Genomic DNA, 14,383 nt, shown 5'->3' with positions numbered 1-14,383 from the left:
CCGCTCAGCCCTGCGCTGCGAACGCCCCGCCCTGCCCGAAGACGAGCTCCGCGAACCGGCGGCCGATCAGCTCGTGCGTCTCCGCGTCCGGGTGGAGACCGTCCGGGAGCGGAAGGCGCTCGGCGTCCTCGGCTCCGTAGAGCGCGAGTCCGTCGAGCAGTCGCAGCAGCGGGTCGTCGGAGCGCGCCGCGACGACCTCGGCCAGCACCTCGCGGACCACCCGCAGGGTGAGCCGTCCGGTCGCGGTGTCGCCGGGCTCTCCCGTCGCGGTGAAGCGCGACGCCCCCGTCGCGAAGGAGGCGGGGTCGACGGTACCCGGTCCGGGGGTGTCCTCGTGGATCCCGCAGAACACAGGAGTGATCAGGAGGAGCGGCGTGGCGGGGTGGCCCTCGCGGATCGTGTCGAGGAAGCCGGGCACCGCGGGCCCGAGGGTGCGGCGGCGCATGCCGTCGAGGTTCACGAGGTTGATGCCGAGTGCGACGCTGATCAGGTCGGCCGGGGTGTCCCGCATCAGGCGCGCGGTGAAGGGGTCGGCGAGGGCGCTCCCGCCGAAGCCGAGGTTCACCAGGCGGGCGCCGCTCGCCCGGGCGGCGACGGCCGGCCAGATCCCGGACGGCCGCGCCGCGTTCGAGCCCTGACTGATCGAGCTGCCGTGGTGCAGCCAGACCGGGCCGGTGAGCGGCGCCGGATCGAGCGGTGCGTCCGAGCGCAGAGCGACGAGGTCGACCGCCTCGTTGTGCGGGAGCAGCAGCTCCACGAGGGAGGGCCCGTCGGGGAGCTCCAGCGCGACGGTGTCGAGGAGACCGGGGATCAGGTCCCGGCCGCCGGTCGCGAGGTCGAGCTCGATCGCGTCGCCTCCGGTCAGCTCCTGCGAGGCGGCCACCGTGCCGTCGACCAGTGCGTCGATCGCGCCGCGAGGCCGGGGCAGCCCGCGGTAGGCGACGCGCGTGGCGTGCACGTCGAGCTCGACCCGCCGGGCCCGGGTGAGGAAGGAGATCCGGACGCCCGAGGGCTGCGCCTCCATCAGAAGGAGCTGCGCGTCGGCGTCGCGCTCGCGGGCCCGGCGGGGGAGTCGGTGCGGCCGGACCCCTCGCGGCACGGCTTCCAGCTCGATCGCGCCGTGGACGAACCGCTCGGTGAGGGGGGTGCTGATCATGCGGGGGAGTCCTTCCGGCGGGTCCAGTGGCTGAGGAGGAAGTGCAGGGAGTCGAGGAGCTCGCCCCACGACTGCGCGGCGGGCGGGCTGCTGTGGGCGAAGCTCCCCAGGCGCTCGAGGGTGAGGAAGCCGTTCAGCGCGGCGCCCAGGACCCGGACGGCGTGCACCCGGTCCTCGGCGGGGATCGCGTAGCCGAGGAGGACCGCGTCGGTGAGCTGCACGACGCGACGGGCGGCCGGGGCGGCGACCGCGTCCGGGCCCGCAGTGCGCTGCAGCGACTCCCAGAGGCCCGGCCTCTCGCGGGCGAAGGAGCGGTGAGCGGTGGCGAACCCGTCGAGCGCCTCCCGCGCCGACCGCCCGGCGATCGCAGCGGCGATGCGGTCGGAGAGCTCGCCGAGGGCGAGGACGGTGATGCCGTCGCGGAGGGCTGCGAGATCGCGGACGTGCGTGTAGAGGCTCGGCGTCTGCACGTCCAGTGAGCGGGCGACCGCGGCCAGGGTCACGGCCGTGAGGCCGTCGGCATCGGCGATCGCGGCGGCACGGGCGATCACGGCGGAGGAGGTGAGGGAGCGGCGGGGCACGAGGTCATCCTACTAGCCGTAGGAAGTGACCTACAGGCCTGAGGTCAACAGCCCTCGAGGAGCTCGGCCAGGACTCCGTCGACGACGTCCAGGGGGGAGTAGCGGGCGATCGCCGCCGCCATCGCCTGAGCGCGCGAGCGGTAGGACGGTTCGCCCAGCACCCGGGCCACCGCCGCTCGCAGCGCCTCGGCGCTCGGACGACCGGTGCGGAGGTCGATGCCGGCGCCGACGTAGGCCACGCGCGCCGCGACCTCGGGCTTGTCCTCCGCAGCGCCCGCCACGATGAGGGGCACACCGTGGCGGAGGGCCAGGAGGGTGCCGCCGAAGCCGCCGTTGGTGACCACGGCCGCCGTGAGCGGCAGCAGCCGGTCGTAGGGGAGGAACTCCGCCGCCCGCGCGTTCGCAGGGAGCGGCCCGAGCCCGGCGACCGGGGCGCGGCCGGTGCTGACGACGACGAGCACGTCCTCCTCCGCGAGCGCGTCGAGCGTCGGCCGGACGAGCTTGCCGAAGTCGTGGTTGTCCAGGGTGCCCTGCGTGACGTGCACGACCGGGCGGGAGCCGTCGAGGTCGCTCCACCAGGAGGGGAGGGCGGCGGCGGACGGAGCCGGCGGGACGGGACCGGCGAAGACGACGTCCGCGCTGAGATCCGACCGCGGGTACTCGAACTCCGCCGGCCCCAGCTGCACGAATCGGTCGAAGGCTGCGGTGAGGTCGAGGACGAAGGTGCGCAGAGTCCCGCCCGAGGCCTCGGCGACCATCGCGGCGGCGAGCCGCTGGGTTCTGGCGAAGAGGACCCGGGCGACGACCAGGTTCAGAGCCGTGTTGCGCAGGCGTCCGAGGGGTGTGGAGGAGGGCGGCAGCGCCGTGTTGAACGGAGCGACGTCGCGGCTGACCTGCACGAGCGGGCCGATCCCGATGCCCACGATCGGAGGTCGCGCGGAGCGCTCGCCCTCGAGGAGCGGGAGCACGCCGGCGAAGAAGGAGTCGACGACGATCACGTCGACGGGCTCGCGATCGAGGATCGCCCGCACCCCGCGGTACTGATCGGGGATCGTCGCGACGAAGGTCTGCTCCACCTGGTAGCGGGAGAGGGCGAGCCCGCGGTAGCGGTGCAGGTCGGGCAGGAGCCCCGCTTCGTCGCGCTCGTCGAAGTCGGCGCGTCCCGGCAGCGGCACGGACTCGAGGCCGGCGGACCGCGCCGCGTCCGCGAAGCCGGAGCCGGTGAGGGCGATCACCCGGTGTCCGGCGTCGGCCAGATGCCGCCCGATGGCCAGGAGCGGTCCGGCGTGTCCGTAGAGGGGGGTGCTGCACAGCAGGACGGTGGCCACGTCGGCTCCTCGCGTCAGGGGGTCGGGTCGGGATCGCTCGGGGGGAGGAGGAGGCGGGTGAGGGCGTCGCCGAGGAACTGCTCGAGCTCCTCCGCCGACCAGCCGCGCTCGAGGGCCAGGATGTTCCAGAGCTGAGGGCTCGCGAGGGCGTAGAGCACGTCGCCGGCCCGCTCGGTGCTCATGCCGTCGCGGAGGGGTCCGTGCAGCAGTCGCGCGAAGGCCTGCTGGTCGGCGAGGCGGCCGGAGCTCTGCCGGGTGAGGTCCTCCGCGAGTGCGGGATCGTCCTGCGCTGCGCCCGCCATGATGCTCCAGAGCGGCGCCGCCCGGTGCGCCAGGGCCACGGACTCGCGTGCGAGCCGCCGCAGCTGCCGCTCGGGGTCGGTCTCCGCGGCGATCTCGGCGACCCATGCCTGGTCGGTCACGGCCGCCTCCGAGTCCCCGCCCGTCGTCCTCGCGGCGGTCAGGGCCCGCAGGACGTCGGCCTTGGCTCCGACGGCGAGGTAGATGGTCTGCACCGAGACCCCGGCCGTGCGCGCGATCTGCGTGATCGTCGTCGCGGCGTAGCCGTGCTCCGAGAAGAGGGCTGCGGCCGCGTCGAGGATGCGTCCTCGAGTCCTGGCTCGGTCCGCCTCGCCCCTCTCCCGGCGCTTGCGGGAGTCGTAGGGGCGCGGGGTACTCGCCTTCTCGTCGCTGCCGTTCATGGCACCAGCGTAGGCGGGCGTCTCGGATCAGCGGTCGGCGGATGCCCGGCGCAGTGCCCGTCGGGGCGGTCGTGCCGGGGTGCGTGACGACGGAGGAGGGGCGCGGAGTCGGCGGCCGGCGCGGAGGCCGAGGTTCCCGCCGCGGGGTGCCGACGGCGAGCGCGGCGGCGAGGGCGAGGGTGAGCAGGTGCTTCGACAGGAGCTCCTCCGGGTCGCGATCCTCTCAGTGGCGGATCGTCTCCTTCAAACTGTAATACAATTAGAGTGGAATTGCCATCTAGTCGAATGAGCCGGACCCGGAGACGACGACCGCCCCCGAGCCGGAGGGCTCGAGGGCGGTGGGTCGTGCGGTGCGGCCTAGCCGCCGACCGCCTGGCGAGCACTGTCGAGCCCGCTCGAGAAGGCGTCCGCGGAGGAGACGTTGCCCGCCTCCAGCTCGACCAGTGCGCCCGAGAGCGCGGCGCCGATCGCTCCGGTATCGGGGCCGTCGACGAACGAGGGGAAGTCCTCGACCGAGGTCGCGATGACCTCGCCGATCGCCGAGTCGCCGAAGAACGGATCGGTGTAGGCGCGGACGCTGTCGCTCTGGAGGGCGGCGGTGGCGGCGGGGAACGTGCCGGAGGTGGCGAAGTGGTCCTCCTGACCCTCCGCCGACATCATCGTCTGGATGTACTGCCACGCAGGGCGACGGCGGCCGCGGCGGAGACGGCGGTCAGGATTCTTCTTCTCACGGGAGTCCTCTTCATCGGGGAGTCGCCGCGGCGGTCCGCGGCCGGAGATCGATCTCTTCCCGACGCTAACCCGTGCTCTCGGAAGCATGCGAGCGCTATGCAGTTCTTCCGGATATCGATCTCAGCGACGTGAGGATCTCGCGCGCTCGAGGACGGCCGCGATCACGGCGGACTTCGCCTCGGCGTAGTCGTTCCCGTCCTCCCAGCGCCGGAGGAGGAGAGACGCCTTCGTGCTGCGGTAGAGCTCGCGGTCGGCCGGATCGGCGCGGAGCCGGTCGCGCAGGAGCAGGTACGCGTCGATCGCGGGATGCCCCTCCTCGTAGACGTGCACGTGGGCGTCCCGTTCGGGGGTGCGGACGAGCCGGTGCCCGGGCTCACGGACGCGGAGGACGTAACCGGCCGCCAGCAGCGGTGCGACGTGGTCCTCCTCCGCCGTGATGTCGGGCACGACGACCAGCACGTCGACGATCGGCTTCGCCGGCAGGCCCGGGACGGAGGTCGAGCCGATGTGCTCGACCCGCACGCCCGGGACCGCGTCGAGGATGCGCCGCCGGTGCTCCTCGAACAGGGCGGACCACTCGGGGTCGTACTCGTGCAGGGCGAGCTCGAGCGGCTCCGGTCCTCCGACGAGCTCGACGGAGACGACGTCGGGGCGGCGGGGGGAGCGGTGCGGAGTCACCGGGTCATCCTGCCAGGGGTGCCGCAGGGCGGGTGCGGTTCACTGGAGCGGTGAGCACCCTCCTCGTCACCGCACACCCCGACCGCGACTCCCTCACCGCCGCCCTCGCCCGGCGGCTGTCGGAGGAGCTCGGCCCCGACGGTGTGGCGGCGGCCGACCTCGACGCCGAGGGCTTCGATCCGCGGTTCGGCGCGGCCGACCGGGACCGCTACCGCGGTGTCGGCCCGGTCCCCGACGACGTCCTGCGCGAGCAGCGACGGCTCGACGGCGTCGACCACCTCGTGCTCGTCTTCCCGGTCTACTGGTGGTCGATGCCCGCGCTGCTGAAGGGCTGGATCGACCGGGTGTTCATCGCCGGCTGGGCCTTCGACATCGCCCCCGTCCACGGCACGCGGCGGAGGCTCGGCGGGCTCACCGTCCACCTGGTCCTCGTGGCGGGCGACTCCGCCGGCACGTACGAACGGCACGGCTACGAGCAGGCGCTGCTCACGCAGATCCAGCACGGGATCATCGACTACTGCGGCGCCCGTCGCGGCGGGGCGGTCTTCGTCCACGAGTCCGAGCGCGAGGACGAGGCGGGCCGGCGGGCGGCGGTCGAGGACGCGGTCGCACGGACCACGAGGGCCGTCCGCGGCTAGTCCGCCCGCAGCTCCCCGGTGACGAGGGCCCGGCGCCTCCGACCTGCTGACCCTCCACGGCGCGGAGCACTCGCTCGGCGGAATCGTCGGGGACTCGGTGGCGGAGACGACCGACGCGGACCCCGAGCGAGTCGCCGCGGTGCAGCGGCTGAGCACTGCCTACCTCCGCACCGCGCTCGGCGTCGATCCACGGAGCTGGGGCGCCGCGCGGGACGCGTTCCGCCACTACGGGGCCGCCCTCGGCCGGATCGACGGGAAGGAGCGGCTTCAGTCGTCCCCCGGTGACCACCGCCTCACGTGCGCGGTCAGCCCGGACGAGTGCGGCCCTTCCGATCCGTCACTCACGGCCCGTCGCCGAGGGGCGGACGGCCGTTCGTGACGGATGAGCGGCGCGGGTCCTGCCGTCAGCGCGGGGCGCGCAGCCCGGCCAGCGGGCCGCCGTGCAGCGGCTCGGTCTCCCAGCGGGCCGTCGCGGTGCGGTCGGGGGCGAGCTCGACGTGCAGTCGGTGCGGGGTCTCGAGGAACACGATGTCGACCAGGACGCCGTCGCCCGAGGGTCCGGCGCTCGCCGCGAACGGCCCGTCGACGGTCCAGGCTCCCGCGCCGGGCGTCACCGCGAAGCGCTCGTCGCCCTCGGTCAGCGTGAGCGTCCGGCCGCCCTCGTCGGGCGTCACCTCGACGGCGTCGGGCCACGATCCGGCCGGCGTGCAGCTCCCGGTCGCGGGGGAGGCGCCCTCGAGCGGGGGCAGGGCGAGACCCGACAGCCGGTCGGCCAGCCGGGCGTCGGCTTCTGCGGAGGATCCGCGGCCGACCGCGGGGAGCAGGTGCTCCCAGGCGAGCGCGAGCAGCGTCTGCGTGTCCGAGGTCTGGCCCGTCAGCGCGATCACGAGCTCGTGCTCCGGCACGATGAGGCTGAACTGCCCGTACGCGCCGTCCGCGCGGTAGCCGTGCAGCGACCGCCAGAACTGGAAGCCGTAGCCCTGCTGCCAGTCGGGTCCGCCGTCCTCGTGGGTCGGGACGTGCGCGCGGGTCGCCTCGGCGACCCACTCCGGCGACAGGATCCGCCGGTCGCCCCAGCGCCCCTCCTGCAGGTACAGCAGTCCGAGCGCGGCGGCCGCCTCGGTGGTGGCGTGCAGGCCGCTGTAGCCGAGCTCGCGCCCGGAGTCGTCGCGCTGCCAGGCGACGTCGCCGATGCCGAGCGGATCCAGCAGGCGCGGGCGGAGGTAGTCGGTCAGCGACTGCCCGCTCACACGCTGCACGATCGCGGCGGCGGCGAAGGTGCACGGCTGGTTGTAGGCGAAGACGCTGCCCGGCTCCTGCTCCGGCGGGAGGAGGAGGAAGCCGCGCACCAGGTCGACCGGGTCCAGCGCCTCGGCGCGGTCGATCGTCTCGGCGGAGTGGCCGCTGGCCATCGCGAGGACGTGACGGACGCGGATCGCACGCGAGCGCGGATCCGTCACCTCGGCGTCGAGCTCGGGGAAGTAGGAGAGGACGGTGGCGTCCAGGTCGACCAGGCCCTCGGCGACCGCGAGGCCGACGGCGGTCGAGGTGAAGCTCTTGCTCAGCGAGTAGAAGAGGTGCAGCCGCTCGGCCGAGTACGGCGCCCACCAGCCCTCGGCGACCACGTCGCCGCCCTGCACGATCATCAGCCCGTGCAGCTCGACGCCGGGTGCGGCCTCGACCGCCTCGACGAAGGCCAGCACTCCCTCGGCGTCGACGGAGCGGGCGGACGGGGTGCTTCTCGGCAGTGAGCGCAACATCCTCCGATGCTACGACCGCGGCGGCGCCGCCTCCGCCCGGGGGCAGGAGGCGGCGCGGCCTAGGCGCCCGGGTCGGCGGGGAAGGGCCCGAGGCCGAGCAGGAAGCGGAGGATCGCGTCGGCCGGCACGCGCAGGGCGGGGCCGGAGCCGAGCTCCCACTCCGCGTCGGTCGGAGCGAGGGTGCGGCCGCGGACGGCGGCGCGGATCGCGAGCGGCGCGCGCTGCAGGCGGTCCAGGGCCACGCCGCCGGTGATGCGGGAGGAGAGGGCGAGCGGGTCGGGGGAGAGCGCGAGCTCGACGCGGACGACCTCGACCAGCTCGGCGACCGAGCGGGGACCCGCGCCGGCGCGGCGAGCGGAGGCGAGAGCGGCCAGGGCCGAGGCGATCTCGGCGGGAGGGGGAGGGGAGGAGGCCTCGCGGGCGCCCATCCGCGTCGCGAGGCGCTGGCCGGTGCTGCTCGAGAGCCGCACGACGAGTTCTCCGAGCAGGGCGTCCCGGGAGACGGCACTGGCCGCCTCGCCCTCCGTGGTGGAGGGGGAGGCGGCCAGGACGGCGAGGCGGTCGAGCCTCTCGGCGACGAGGGGGCGCCAGTCGTTGCTGACGCCCGTCTCGTCGACCGAGGGCCCGGTGCTCAGCGGCAGGAACCGCGACCAGTCGGGCACGACCGCAGGGCCTAGCGTCCGCCCGAGCGGCGCTTGTTGTAGACGTCGAAGGCGACCGCGAGAAGGAGCACGAGGCCCTTGACCGCCTGCTGCCACTCGATGCCGATGCCCATGATCGACATGCCGTTGTTCAGGACGCCGATGATGAGGCCACCGATGATCGCGCCGCCGATGGTGCCGACGCCGCCCTGGACCGCCGCGCCGCCGATGAAGGCGGCCGAGATGGCCTCGAGCTCGAAGCCGTCGCCCGCCTTCGGGCCGGCGAGGTTGAGTCGCGCGGTGAAGACGAGGCCGGCCAGCGCCGCGAGGACGCCCATGTTGACGAACAGCCAGAAGGTGACGTTGCGGGTCTTGATGCCGGACAGCTCCGCGGCGTGCAGGTTGCCGCCGATCGCGTAGACGTGACGGCCGAAGACGGAGCGGTTCATGACCACGCCGTAGATCAGGACGAGCACGGCGAGCACGATCAGGGTGACCGGGATGCCCTTGAAGGTGGCCAGCGCGAAGGAGAAGGCCGCGATCACGACGGAGACGAGGACGAGCTTGGTGACGAACCAGGCGCCCGGCTCGACGCTCTGCGCGTACTTCTGGCGGCCGCGGCGGGTGCGCACGGACTGCACGGCGAAGGCGACGATCGCGAGCGCGCCGATGACGAGCGACAGCGGGTCGAGGTCGGTCTCGCCGAACAGGTCGGTGAGGAAGCCGTTGCCCAGCGCGCGGTACTCGGTCGGGAAGGAGCCGATGTTCGCGTTGCCGAGGACGACGAGCGCCAGGCCGCGGAAGATCAGCATGCCCGCCAGGGTCACGATGAACGCCGGGATCCCGACGTACGCGATCCAGAAGCCCTGCCACGCTCCGACGAGTGCGCCGATGAGGAGGGAGAGGACGATCGACAGCCACCACGGGAGGCCCATGTTGACCGCGAAGACGCCCGAGATCGCTCCGACGAACGCCGCGACCGAGCCGACCGAGAGGTCGATGTGCCCGGCCACGATGACCATCACCATGCCGATGGCGAGGATCAGGATGTAGCCGTTCTGGACGATCAGGTTCGAGATGTTCTGGGGGCGGAGGAGGATGCCGCCGGTCATCACCTCGAACAGCAGCACCACCACGATGAGGGCGATGAAGATGCCGTTCTTGCCGAGGTCGCCCAGCACATGGCTGAGGCGCTTCGTGAAGGCGTTCTCGGTGGGCTTCACCTGCGCACCGGCCGCGGTGGACGGTTCGTTCTGCAGATCGGTCATCGTTGCTTCTCCTGGGTCATGAGGGTGAGGACCGCCTCGGGCGTCGCCTCGGCGATGGGCAGCTCGCCCGTGATCCGGCCCTCCGACAGCGCGTAGACGCGGTCGCAGATGCCGAGCAGCTCCGGCAGCTCGGAGGAGATGACGATGATCCCCTTACCCTGCGCCGCGAGCCGGTTGATGATGGTGTAGATCTCGTACTTCGCACCCACGTCGATGCCGCGGGTGGGCTCGTCGAGGATGAGGACGTCCGGGTCGGAGTAGATCCACTTCGACAGGACGACCTTCTGCTGGTTGCCGCCGGAGAGCTTCCCGGTCTTGGCGAGCACGGTCGGCGACTTGATGTTCATGCTGCCGCGGTACTCGTTGGCGACCTCGAACTCGCGGTTGTCGTCGACGAGTCCGCCGCGGGCGACCTTGTCGAGGGACGCGAGCGAGATGTTCCGCTTGATGTCGTCGATGAGGTTGAGGCCGTAGTGCTTGCGGTCCTCGGTCGCGTAGGCGAGCCCGTGGGCGATCGCCTCCGAGACGTTGCGGATCTTGATCTCCTTGCCGGCCTTGAAGACCTGGCCCGAGATGCGGCTGCCGTAGGAGCGGCCGAAGAGGCTCATCGCGAACTCGGTGCGCCCGGCGCCCATGAGTCCGGCGATGCCGACGATCTCGCCGCGGTGCACCGACAGGTTGACCTTGTCCACCATGACGCGCGTCGGATCCTGGGGGTGGTGGGCCGTCCAGTCGACCACGCGCAGGATCTCCTCGCCGATGTGCGGCGTGTGGTCCGGGTAGCGGTGGTCCAGGTCGCGGCCGACCATGTCCTTGATGATGCGGTCCTCGGTGACGTCGTCGTGCGCGATCGTCTCGATGGTCTTGCCGTCGCGGATGACCGTGACGGTGTCCGCGATCTTCTTGATCTCGTTCAGCTTGTGGCTGATGATGATCGACGTGATGCCCTGCTCCTTGAGGTGCAGGATCAGGTCGAGCAGGTGGTCCGAGTCCTCGTCGTTCAGGGCTGCGGTGGGCTCGTCGAGGATGAGCAGCTTGACCCGCTTGGAGAGCGCCTTCGCGATCTCGACGAGCTGCTGCTTGCCGACTCCGATCTCCATGATCTTGGTGGTCGGGTTCTCGCGCAGACCCACGCGGGCCAGCAGCGCCGCCGCCTCCTGGTTGGTCTTGTTCCAGTCGATCAGGCCGCCGAAGCCGCGCACCTCGTTGCCGAGGAAGATGTTCTCCGCGATGGAGAGGTAGGGGCTGAGGGCCAGCTCCTGGTGGATGATGACGATGCCCTTGGCCTCCGAGTCGCGGATGCTGGAGAACTGCATCACCTCGTCCTCGAAGACGATGTCGCCCTCGTAGGTGCCGTGCGGATAGACGCCCGACAGGACCTTCATCAGCGTCGACTTGCCGGCGCCGTTCTCCCCGCAGATCGCGTGGACTTCGCCGCGCTGTGCGTTGAGCGTGACGTCCTGGAGCGCCTTCACGCCCGGGAACGTCTTGGTGATGCCGCGCATCTCGAGGATGTTCGAGGTCACGCCGCCTCCCTTCCTTCGTAGTGGGGGAGGGCGCCCACTGGGCGCCCTCCCGGGGTGTTCCTTCTCGGGTGAGGAGAGAGGACTAGCCGTTCACTTCCGCATCCGTGTAGTACCCGCCGTCGACGAGGACGGACTGGATCTGGTCCTTGGTGACGATGACCGGCTCGAGCAGGAAGGACGGGACGACCTTCTTGCCGTTGTCGTAGGTCTCGGTGTCGTTGACCTCGGGCTCGGTGCCCTCGAGCACGGCCTGGGCCATCTTCACGGCCTCCTTGGCGAGCTCGCGGGTGTCCTTGTAGATGGTCGCGTACTGCTCGCCGGCGATGATCGCCTTGACGGAGTCGAGCTCGGCGTCCTGACCGGTGATGATCGGGAAGTCGGAGCCGACGGTGTACCCGGCGTCGGTCAGAGCGGAGATGATGCCGCGGCTGAGGCCGTCGTAGGGCGAGAGGACGCCCTGGACCTTGGAGCCGTCGGAGTACGTCTTGGTGAGGATGTCCTCCATGCGGCTCTGGGCGACCTCGCCGTCCCAGCGGAGCGTGGCGACGGTGTTGAAGTCGGTCTCGCCGGACTTCACGACGAGCGTCTTGTCGTCGATGTACGGCTGGAGGGTGTCCATCGCGCCGTTGAAGAAGAACGTGGCGTTGTTGTCGTCGGGGCTTCCGGCGAACAGCTCGACGTTGAAGGGGCCGGCGGGGGCGTCGGCGGCCTTCGCACCGGTGAGGTCGGTGAGACCGAGGCCCGCGAGGAGCGAGGTGGCCTGCTGGACGCCCACCTTGTAGTTGTCGAAGGTGGCGTAGTAGTCCACGTTCTCGGAGTCGCGGATGAGGCGGTCGTAGGCGATGACGGGGATGTCGTTGGCCTTGGCCTCCTCGAGCACGCTCGTGAGGGTGGTGCCGTCGATCGAGGCGACGATCAGGGCCTTGGCGCCCTTGGTGATCATGTTCTCGAGCTGCGAGACCTGGGTGGGGATGTCGTCCTCGGCGTACTGAAGGTCGACCTGGTAGCCGGCCTCCTCGAGCTGCGACTTGACGTTGTTGCCGTCAGCGATCCAGCGCTCGGACGACTTGGTCGGCATCGCGACGCCGACGAGGCCGCCGTCGCCGGATCCCGAGCCCGAGCCGCCACCGGTTCCGGAGGAGCAGGCGGCGAGGGAGAGGATCATCGCTCCGCCGGCGATGCCGGCGATGAGAGCGCGCTTCATTGTGGTCACTGTGATTCCTTCGTCATTGAATGCAGTGGATGCAGGGCCGCCCTCGGGATCGGGGCGGAGATGTGATGCCATGTGAGCGATCACATTGCGTCATGCTAGACCCGACGGCGCCGTTCGTGTCAACGCGCACGTCTCGACTCGGTAACGGGACATCGACGGCGCGTCGTGCGCTCTCGGAGCGGTGCTGTCAAGGGTCCCCGGCCCCGGAAGGGAGCCGGAGCCGTCGGCGTTGCGTCCAGCACTGTCGAAAGGACGCACACCATGACGAAGACCTGGTTCATCACCGGCGCCTCGAAGGGCTTCGGCCGCGAGTGGGCCGAGGCGGCGCTCGAGCGCGGCGACTCGGTCGCCGGCACCGCCCGCCGGATCGAGACCCTCGACGCCCTCGTCGAGAAGTACCCCGGGACGTTCCTCCCGCTGACCCTCGACGTGACCGACCGCGCGGCGGACTTCGCCGCCGTGCAGGCCGCTGCCGAGCGCTTCGGGCGCCTGGACGTCGTGATCAACAACGCCGGCTACGGGCACTTCGGCATGATCGAGGAGCTCACCGAGGAGGAGGTCCGCGCGCAGCTCGAGACCAACGTCTTCGGCGCCCTCTGGGTCACCCAGGCCGCGCTGCCGATCCTCCGCGAGCAGGGCTCGGGGCACATCGTCCAGGTGTCGAGCATCGGCGGCATCAGCGCGTTCCCGTCGATCGGCGCCTACCACGCGTCGAAGTGGGCGCTCGAGGGCTTCACCCAGTCGCTGGCCGCCGAGGTCGCCGGCTTCGGGATCCACGTGACCCTCGTCGAGCCCGGCGGGTACTCGACCGACTGGTCCGGTCCCTCCGCGTCGCGCAGCGAGCCGATCGCCGCGTACGACGGGGTCCGCGAGGCCGCGAGCCGTCGCCCCTCCGCCGCTCAGCAGGGCGATCCGAGGGCCTCGCGCCTCGGGATCCTCGCGGTCGTGGACGCGGACGAGCCGCCGCTGCGCATCTTCTTCGGACGCGCGCCGCTGGGCATCGCGACGGCGGACTACGAGTCGCGCCTCGAGACCTGGAAGCGCTGGAACGACGTGTCGATCGCCGCTCACGGCGAGTGATCCCGGGCGGTCGCGGCGCGAGGGCGTCGCGGCCGCCGGTCAGCGCGAGGCGGTGACGCTCGCGCTCCGGGGGACGGCCGTGGATCCGCGGACGACCAGCTGCGGAGCGATCGGTGCCGCCTTCTCCGGCCGGTCGCCCTCGATCAGGCTGAGCAGCGTGGCCACGCACCGGCGTCCGAGCTCCACGAAGTCCTGGCGGACGCTGGTCAGCGGCGGCCAGTAGAACGCCGCCTCGGGGATGTCGTCGAAGCCGATGACGCTGACGTCCTCCGGCACACGGACTCCGCGCTCGTGGAACGCGCTCATCAGTCCGAGTGCCATCTGGTCGTTCCCCGCGAACACCGCGGTGAAGTCGAGGAAGCGCGAGAGCTCGAGGCCCACGCGGTGGCCGCGCTCGGCGCTCCAGTCGCCCAGCAGCGGCGGGCGCAGCGGGATCGAGCGGTGGTCGAGCTCGGCGAGGTAGCCCCGCATCCGCGCCTCGGCCTCGATCCAGTCCTGCGGGCCGGCCAGGTGCACGATCTCGGTGTGCCCGAGGTCGATCAGATGCCCGGTGGCGATGCGGGCGCCGGCCATCTGGTCGACGTAGAGCGCGTCGTCGCGGTCGTCCTCGCTCGTCTGCAGCGTCACGTGCGGGATCCGCAGCGCAACTCCCGAGAGGATGTCGAAGACGCGGATCTGCGGCGCGACGACCACGAGGCCCTCGACCGCCTGGTTGAGCAGGTGCCGGATCCCGGCCTGGATCGACGCGCCGTCCGTGCCGTCGACGTTGGCCGTGACGACGAGATAGCCCGCGTCGCGCGCCGCGACCTCGATGGCCTGGATGCTCGAGGCCGGGCCGTACTGGAGGCTCTGCGAGGACAGCACGCCGACGGTGCGGGTGCGGCTGGTGACGAGGGCCCGCGCGGCGAGGTTGGGGCGGTAGTCGAGCTCGGCCATCACCTCGAGCACGCGCTTCTTCGTCTCGGCGCGGAGGCTCGGGTGGTCGTTCAGGACCCGGGAGACGGTCTGGTGCGAGACGCCGGCCGCGCGGGCGACGTCGTAGATGCTCGGCGCCCGCGACGCGGGCTTGTCTTCCGGCATC

14 protein-coding genes are annotated in these 14,383 nt (G+C 71.8%); 2 read left to right on the top strand and 12 right to left on the bottom strand.

All coding sequences use genetic code 11. The features are described from left to right. Positions 1–4: 4 nt before the first annotated feature. The 6 genes from C5D08_RS08740 to C5D08_RS08715 all read right to left on the bottom strand — a co-directional run bounded on the left by C5D08_RS08740 (position 5) and on the right by C5D08_RS08715 (position 5,176). The gene (locus tag C5D08_RS08740; protein WP_104276712.1) at positions 5–1,156 is read right to left on the bottom strand and encodes a GDSL-type esterase/lipase family protein; all 1,152 of its coding nucleotides are present in this window, start codon (positions 1,154–1,156) and stop codon (positions 5–7) included. Further along, on the bottom strand, positions 1,153–1,737 hold the full coding sequence (locus C5D08_RS08735) for a TetR-like C-terminal domain-containing protein (RefSeq protein ID WP_104276711.1): 585 nt from the start codon (positions 1,735–1,737) through the stop codon (positions 1,153–1,155). Before C5D08_RS08735 ends, C5D08_RS08740 begins: the two co-directional genes overlap by 4 nt. 44 nt (positions 1,738–1,781) lie before the next feature. Further along, positions 1,782–3,065: a glycosyltransferase gene (locus C5D08_RS08730; protein ID WP_104276710.1), complete on the bottom strand. Its 1,284-nt coding sequence runs from the start codon at positions 3,063–3,065 to the stop codon at positions 1,782–1,784. Positions 3,066–3,079: 14 nt separating this feature from the next. Then, positions 3,080–3,766, bottom strand: a complete 687-nt coding sequence (locus C5D08_RS08725; protein WP_104276709.1) for a TetR/AcrR family transcriptional regulator — start codon at positions 3,764–3,766, stop codon at positions 3,080–3,082. Between the two features lie 357 nt (positions 3,767–4,123). Then, positions 4,124–4,426, bottom strand: a complete 303-nt coding sequence (locus C5D08_RS08720; protein ID WP_146082536.1) for a hypothetical protein — start codon at positions 4,424–4,426, stop codon at positions 4,124–4,126. 192 nt (positions 4,427–4,618) lie between these two features. Next, positions 4,619–5,176, bottom strand: a complete 558-nt coding sequence (locus C5D08_RS08715) for a GrpB family protein (protein ID WP_104276707.1) — start codon at positions 5,174–5,176, stop codon at positions 4,619–4,621. A gap of 50 nt (positions 5,177–5,226) precedes the next feature. Between C5D08_RS08715 and C5D08_RS08710 the strand changes: the two genes are divergently transcribed. Further along, complete coding sequence (locus C5D08_RS08710; RefSeq protein WP_104276706.1) at positions 5,227–5,814, top strand: NAD(P)H-dependent oxidoreductase; 588 nt, start codon at positions 5,227–5,229, stop codon at positions 5,812–5,814. 404 nt (positions 5,815–6,218) lie between these two features. Here C5D08_RS08710 and C5D08_RS08700 read toward each other — a convergent pair whose 3' ends face one another. The 5 genes from C5D08_RS08700 to chvE form a co-directional block, all read right to left on the bottom strand. After that, on the bottom strand, positions 6,219–7,574 hold the full coding sequence (locus C5D08_RS08700) for a serine hydrolase (protein WP_104276705.1): 1,356 nt from the start codon (positions 7,572–7,574) through the stop codon (positions 6,219–6,221). A gap of 59 nt (positions 7,575–7,633) precedes the next feature. Then, positions 7,634–8,236 carry a hypothetical protein gene (locus C5D08_RS08695; protein WP_104276704.1) on the bottom strand — a complete coding sequence of 201 codons (603 nt, stop codon included), beginning with the start codon at positions 8,234–8,236 and terminating at the stop codon, positions 7,634–7,636. Between the two features lie 11 nt (positions 8,237–8,247). Next, the gene (mmsB, locus tag C5D08_RS08690) at positions 8,248–9,483 is read right to left on the bottom strand and encodes a multiple monosaccharide ABC transporter permease (protein ID WP_104224982.1); all 1,236 of its coding nucleotides are present in this window, start codon (positions 9,481–9,483) and stop codon (positions 8,248–8,250) included. Further along, the gene (gene mmsA, locus C5D08_RS08685) at positions 9,480–11,009 is read right to left on the bottom strand and encodes a multiple monosaccharide ABC transporter ATP-binding protein (protein ID WP_104256398.1); all 1,530 of its coding nucleotides are present in this window, start codon (positions 11,007–11,009) and stop codon (positions 9,480–9,482) included. The genes mmsB and mmsA overlap by 4 nt, the downstream gene beginning before the upstream one ends. 82 nt (positions 11,010–11,091) lie before the next feature. After that, a complete protein-coding gene (gene chvE, locus C5D08_RS08680; protein ID WP_104276703.1) occupies positions 11,092–12,213 on the bottom strand; it encodes a multiple monosaccharide ABC transporter substrate-binding protein in 1,122 nt (373 codons plus the stop codon). A 270-nt stretch (positions 12,214–12,483) separates the two neighbouring features. On the opposite strand from chvE, the gene C5D08_RS08675 reads away from it, so the two are divergent. Then, on the top strand, positions 12,484–13,302 hold the full coding sequence (locus C5D08_RS08675) for an SDR family oxidoreductase (RefSeq protein ID WP_104276702.1): 819 nt from the start codon (positions 12,484–12,486) through the stop codon (positions 13,300–13,302). Positions 13,303–13,341: 39 nt separating this feature from the next. Here the strand turns inward: C5D08_RS08675 and C5D08_RS08670 are convergent, their stop codons facing one another. Next, positions 13,342–14,382: a LacI family DNA-binding transcriptional regulator gene (locus C5D08_RS08670; protein WP_104276701.1), complete on the bottom strand. Its 1,041-nt coding sequence runs from the start codon at positions 14,380–14,382 to the stop codon at positions 13,342–13,344. Position 14,383: the final 1 nt, after the last annotated feature.

The sequence above is a fragment of the Rathayibacter sp. AY1B6 genome, from assembly GCF_002932755.1.
In the GTDB taxonomy this organism is placed as follows: domain Bacteria; phylum Actinomycetota; class Actinomycetes; order Actinomycetales; family Microbacteriaceae; genus Rathayibacter.
Note: the sequence above shows the minus strand (reverse complement) of the source record. Positions and strands in the feature narration are given on the sequence as shown.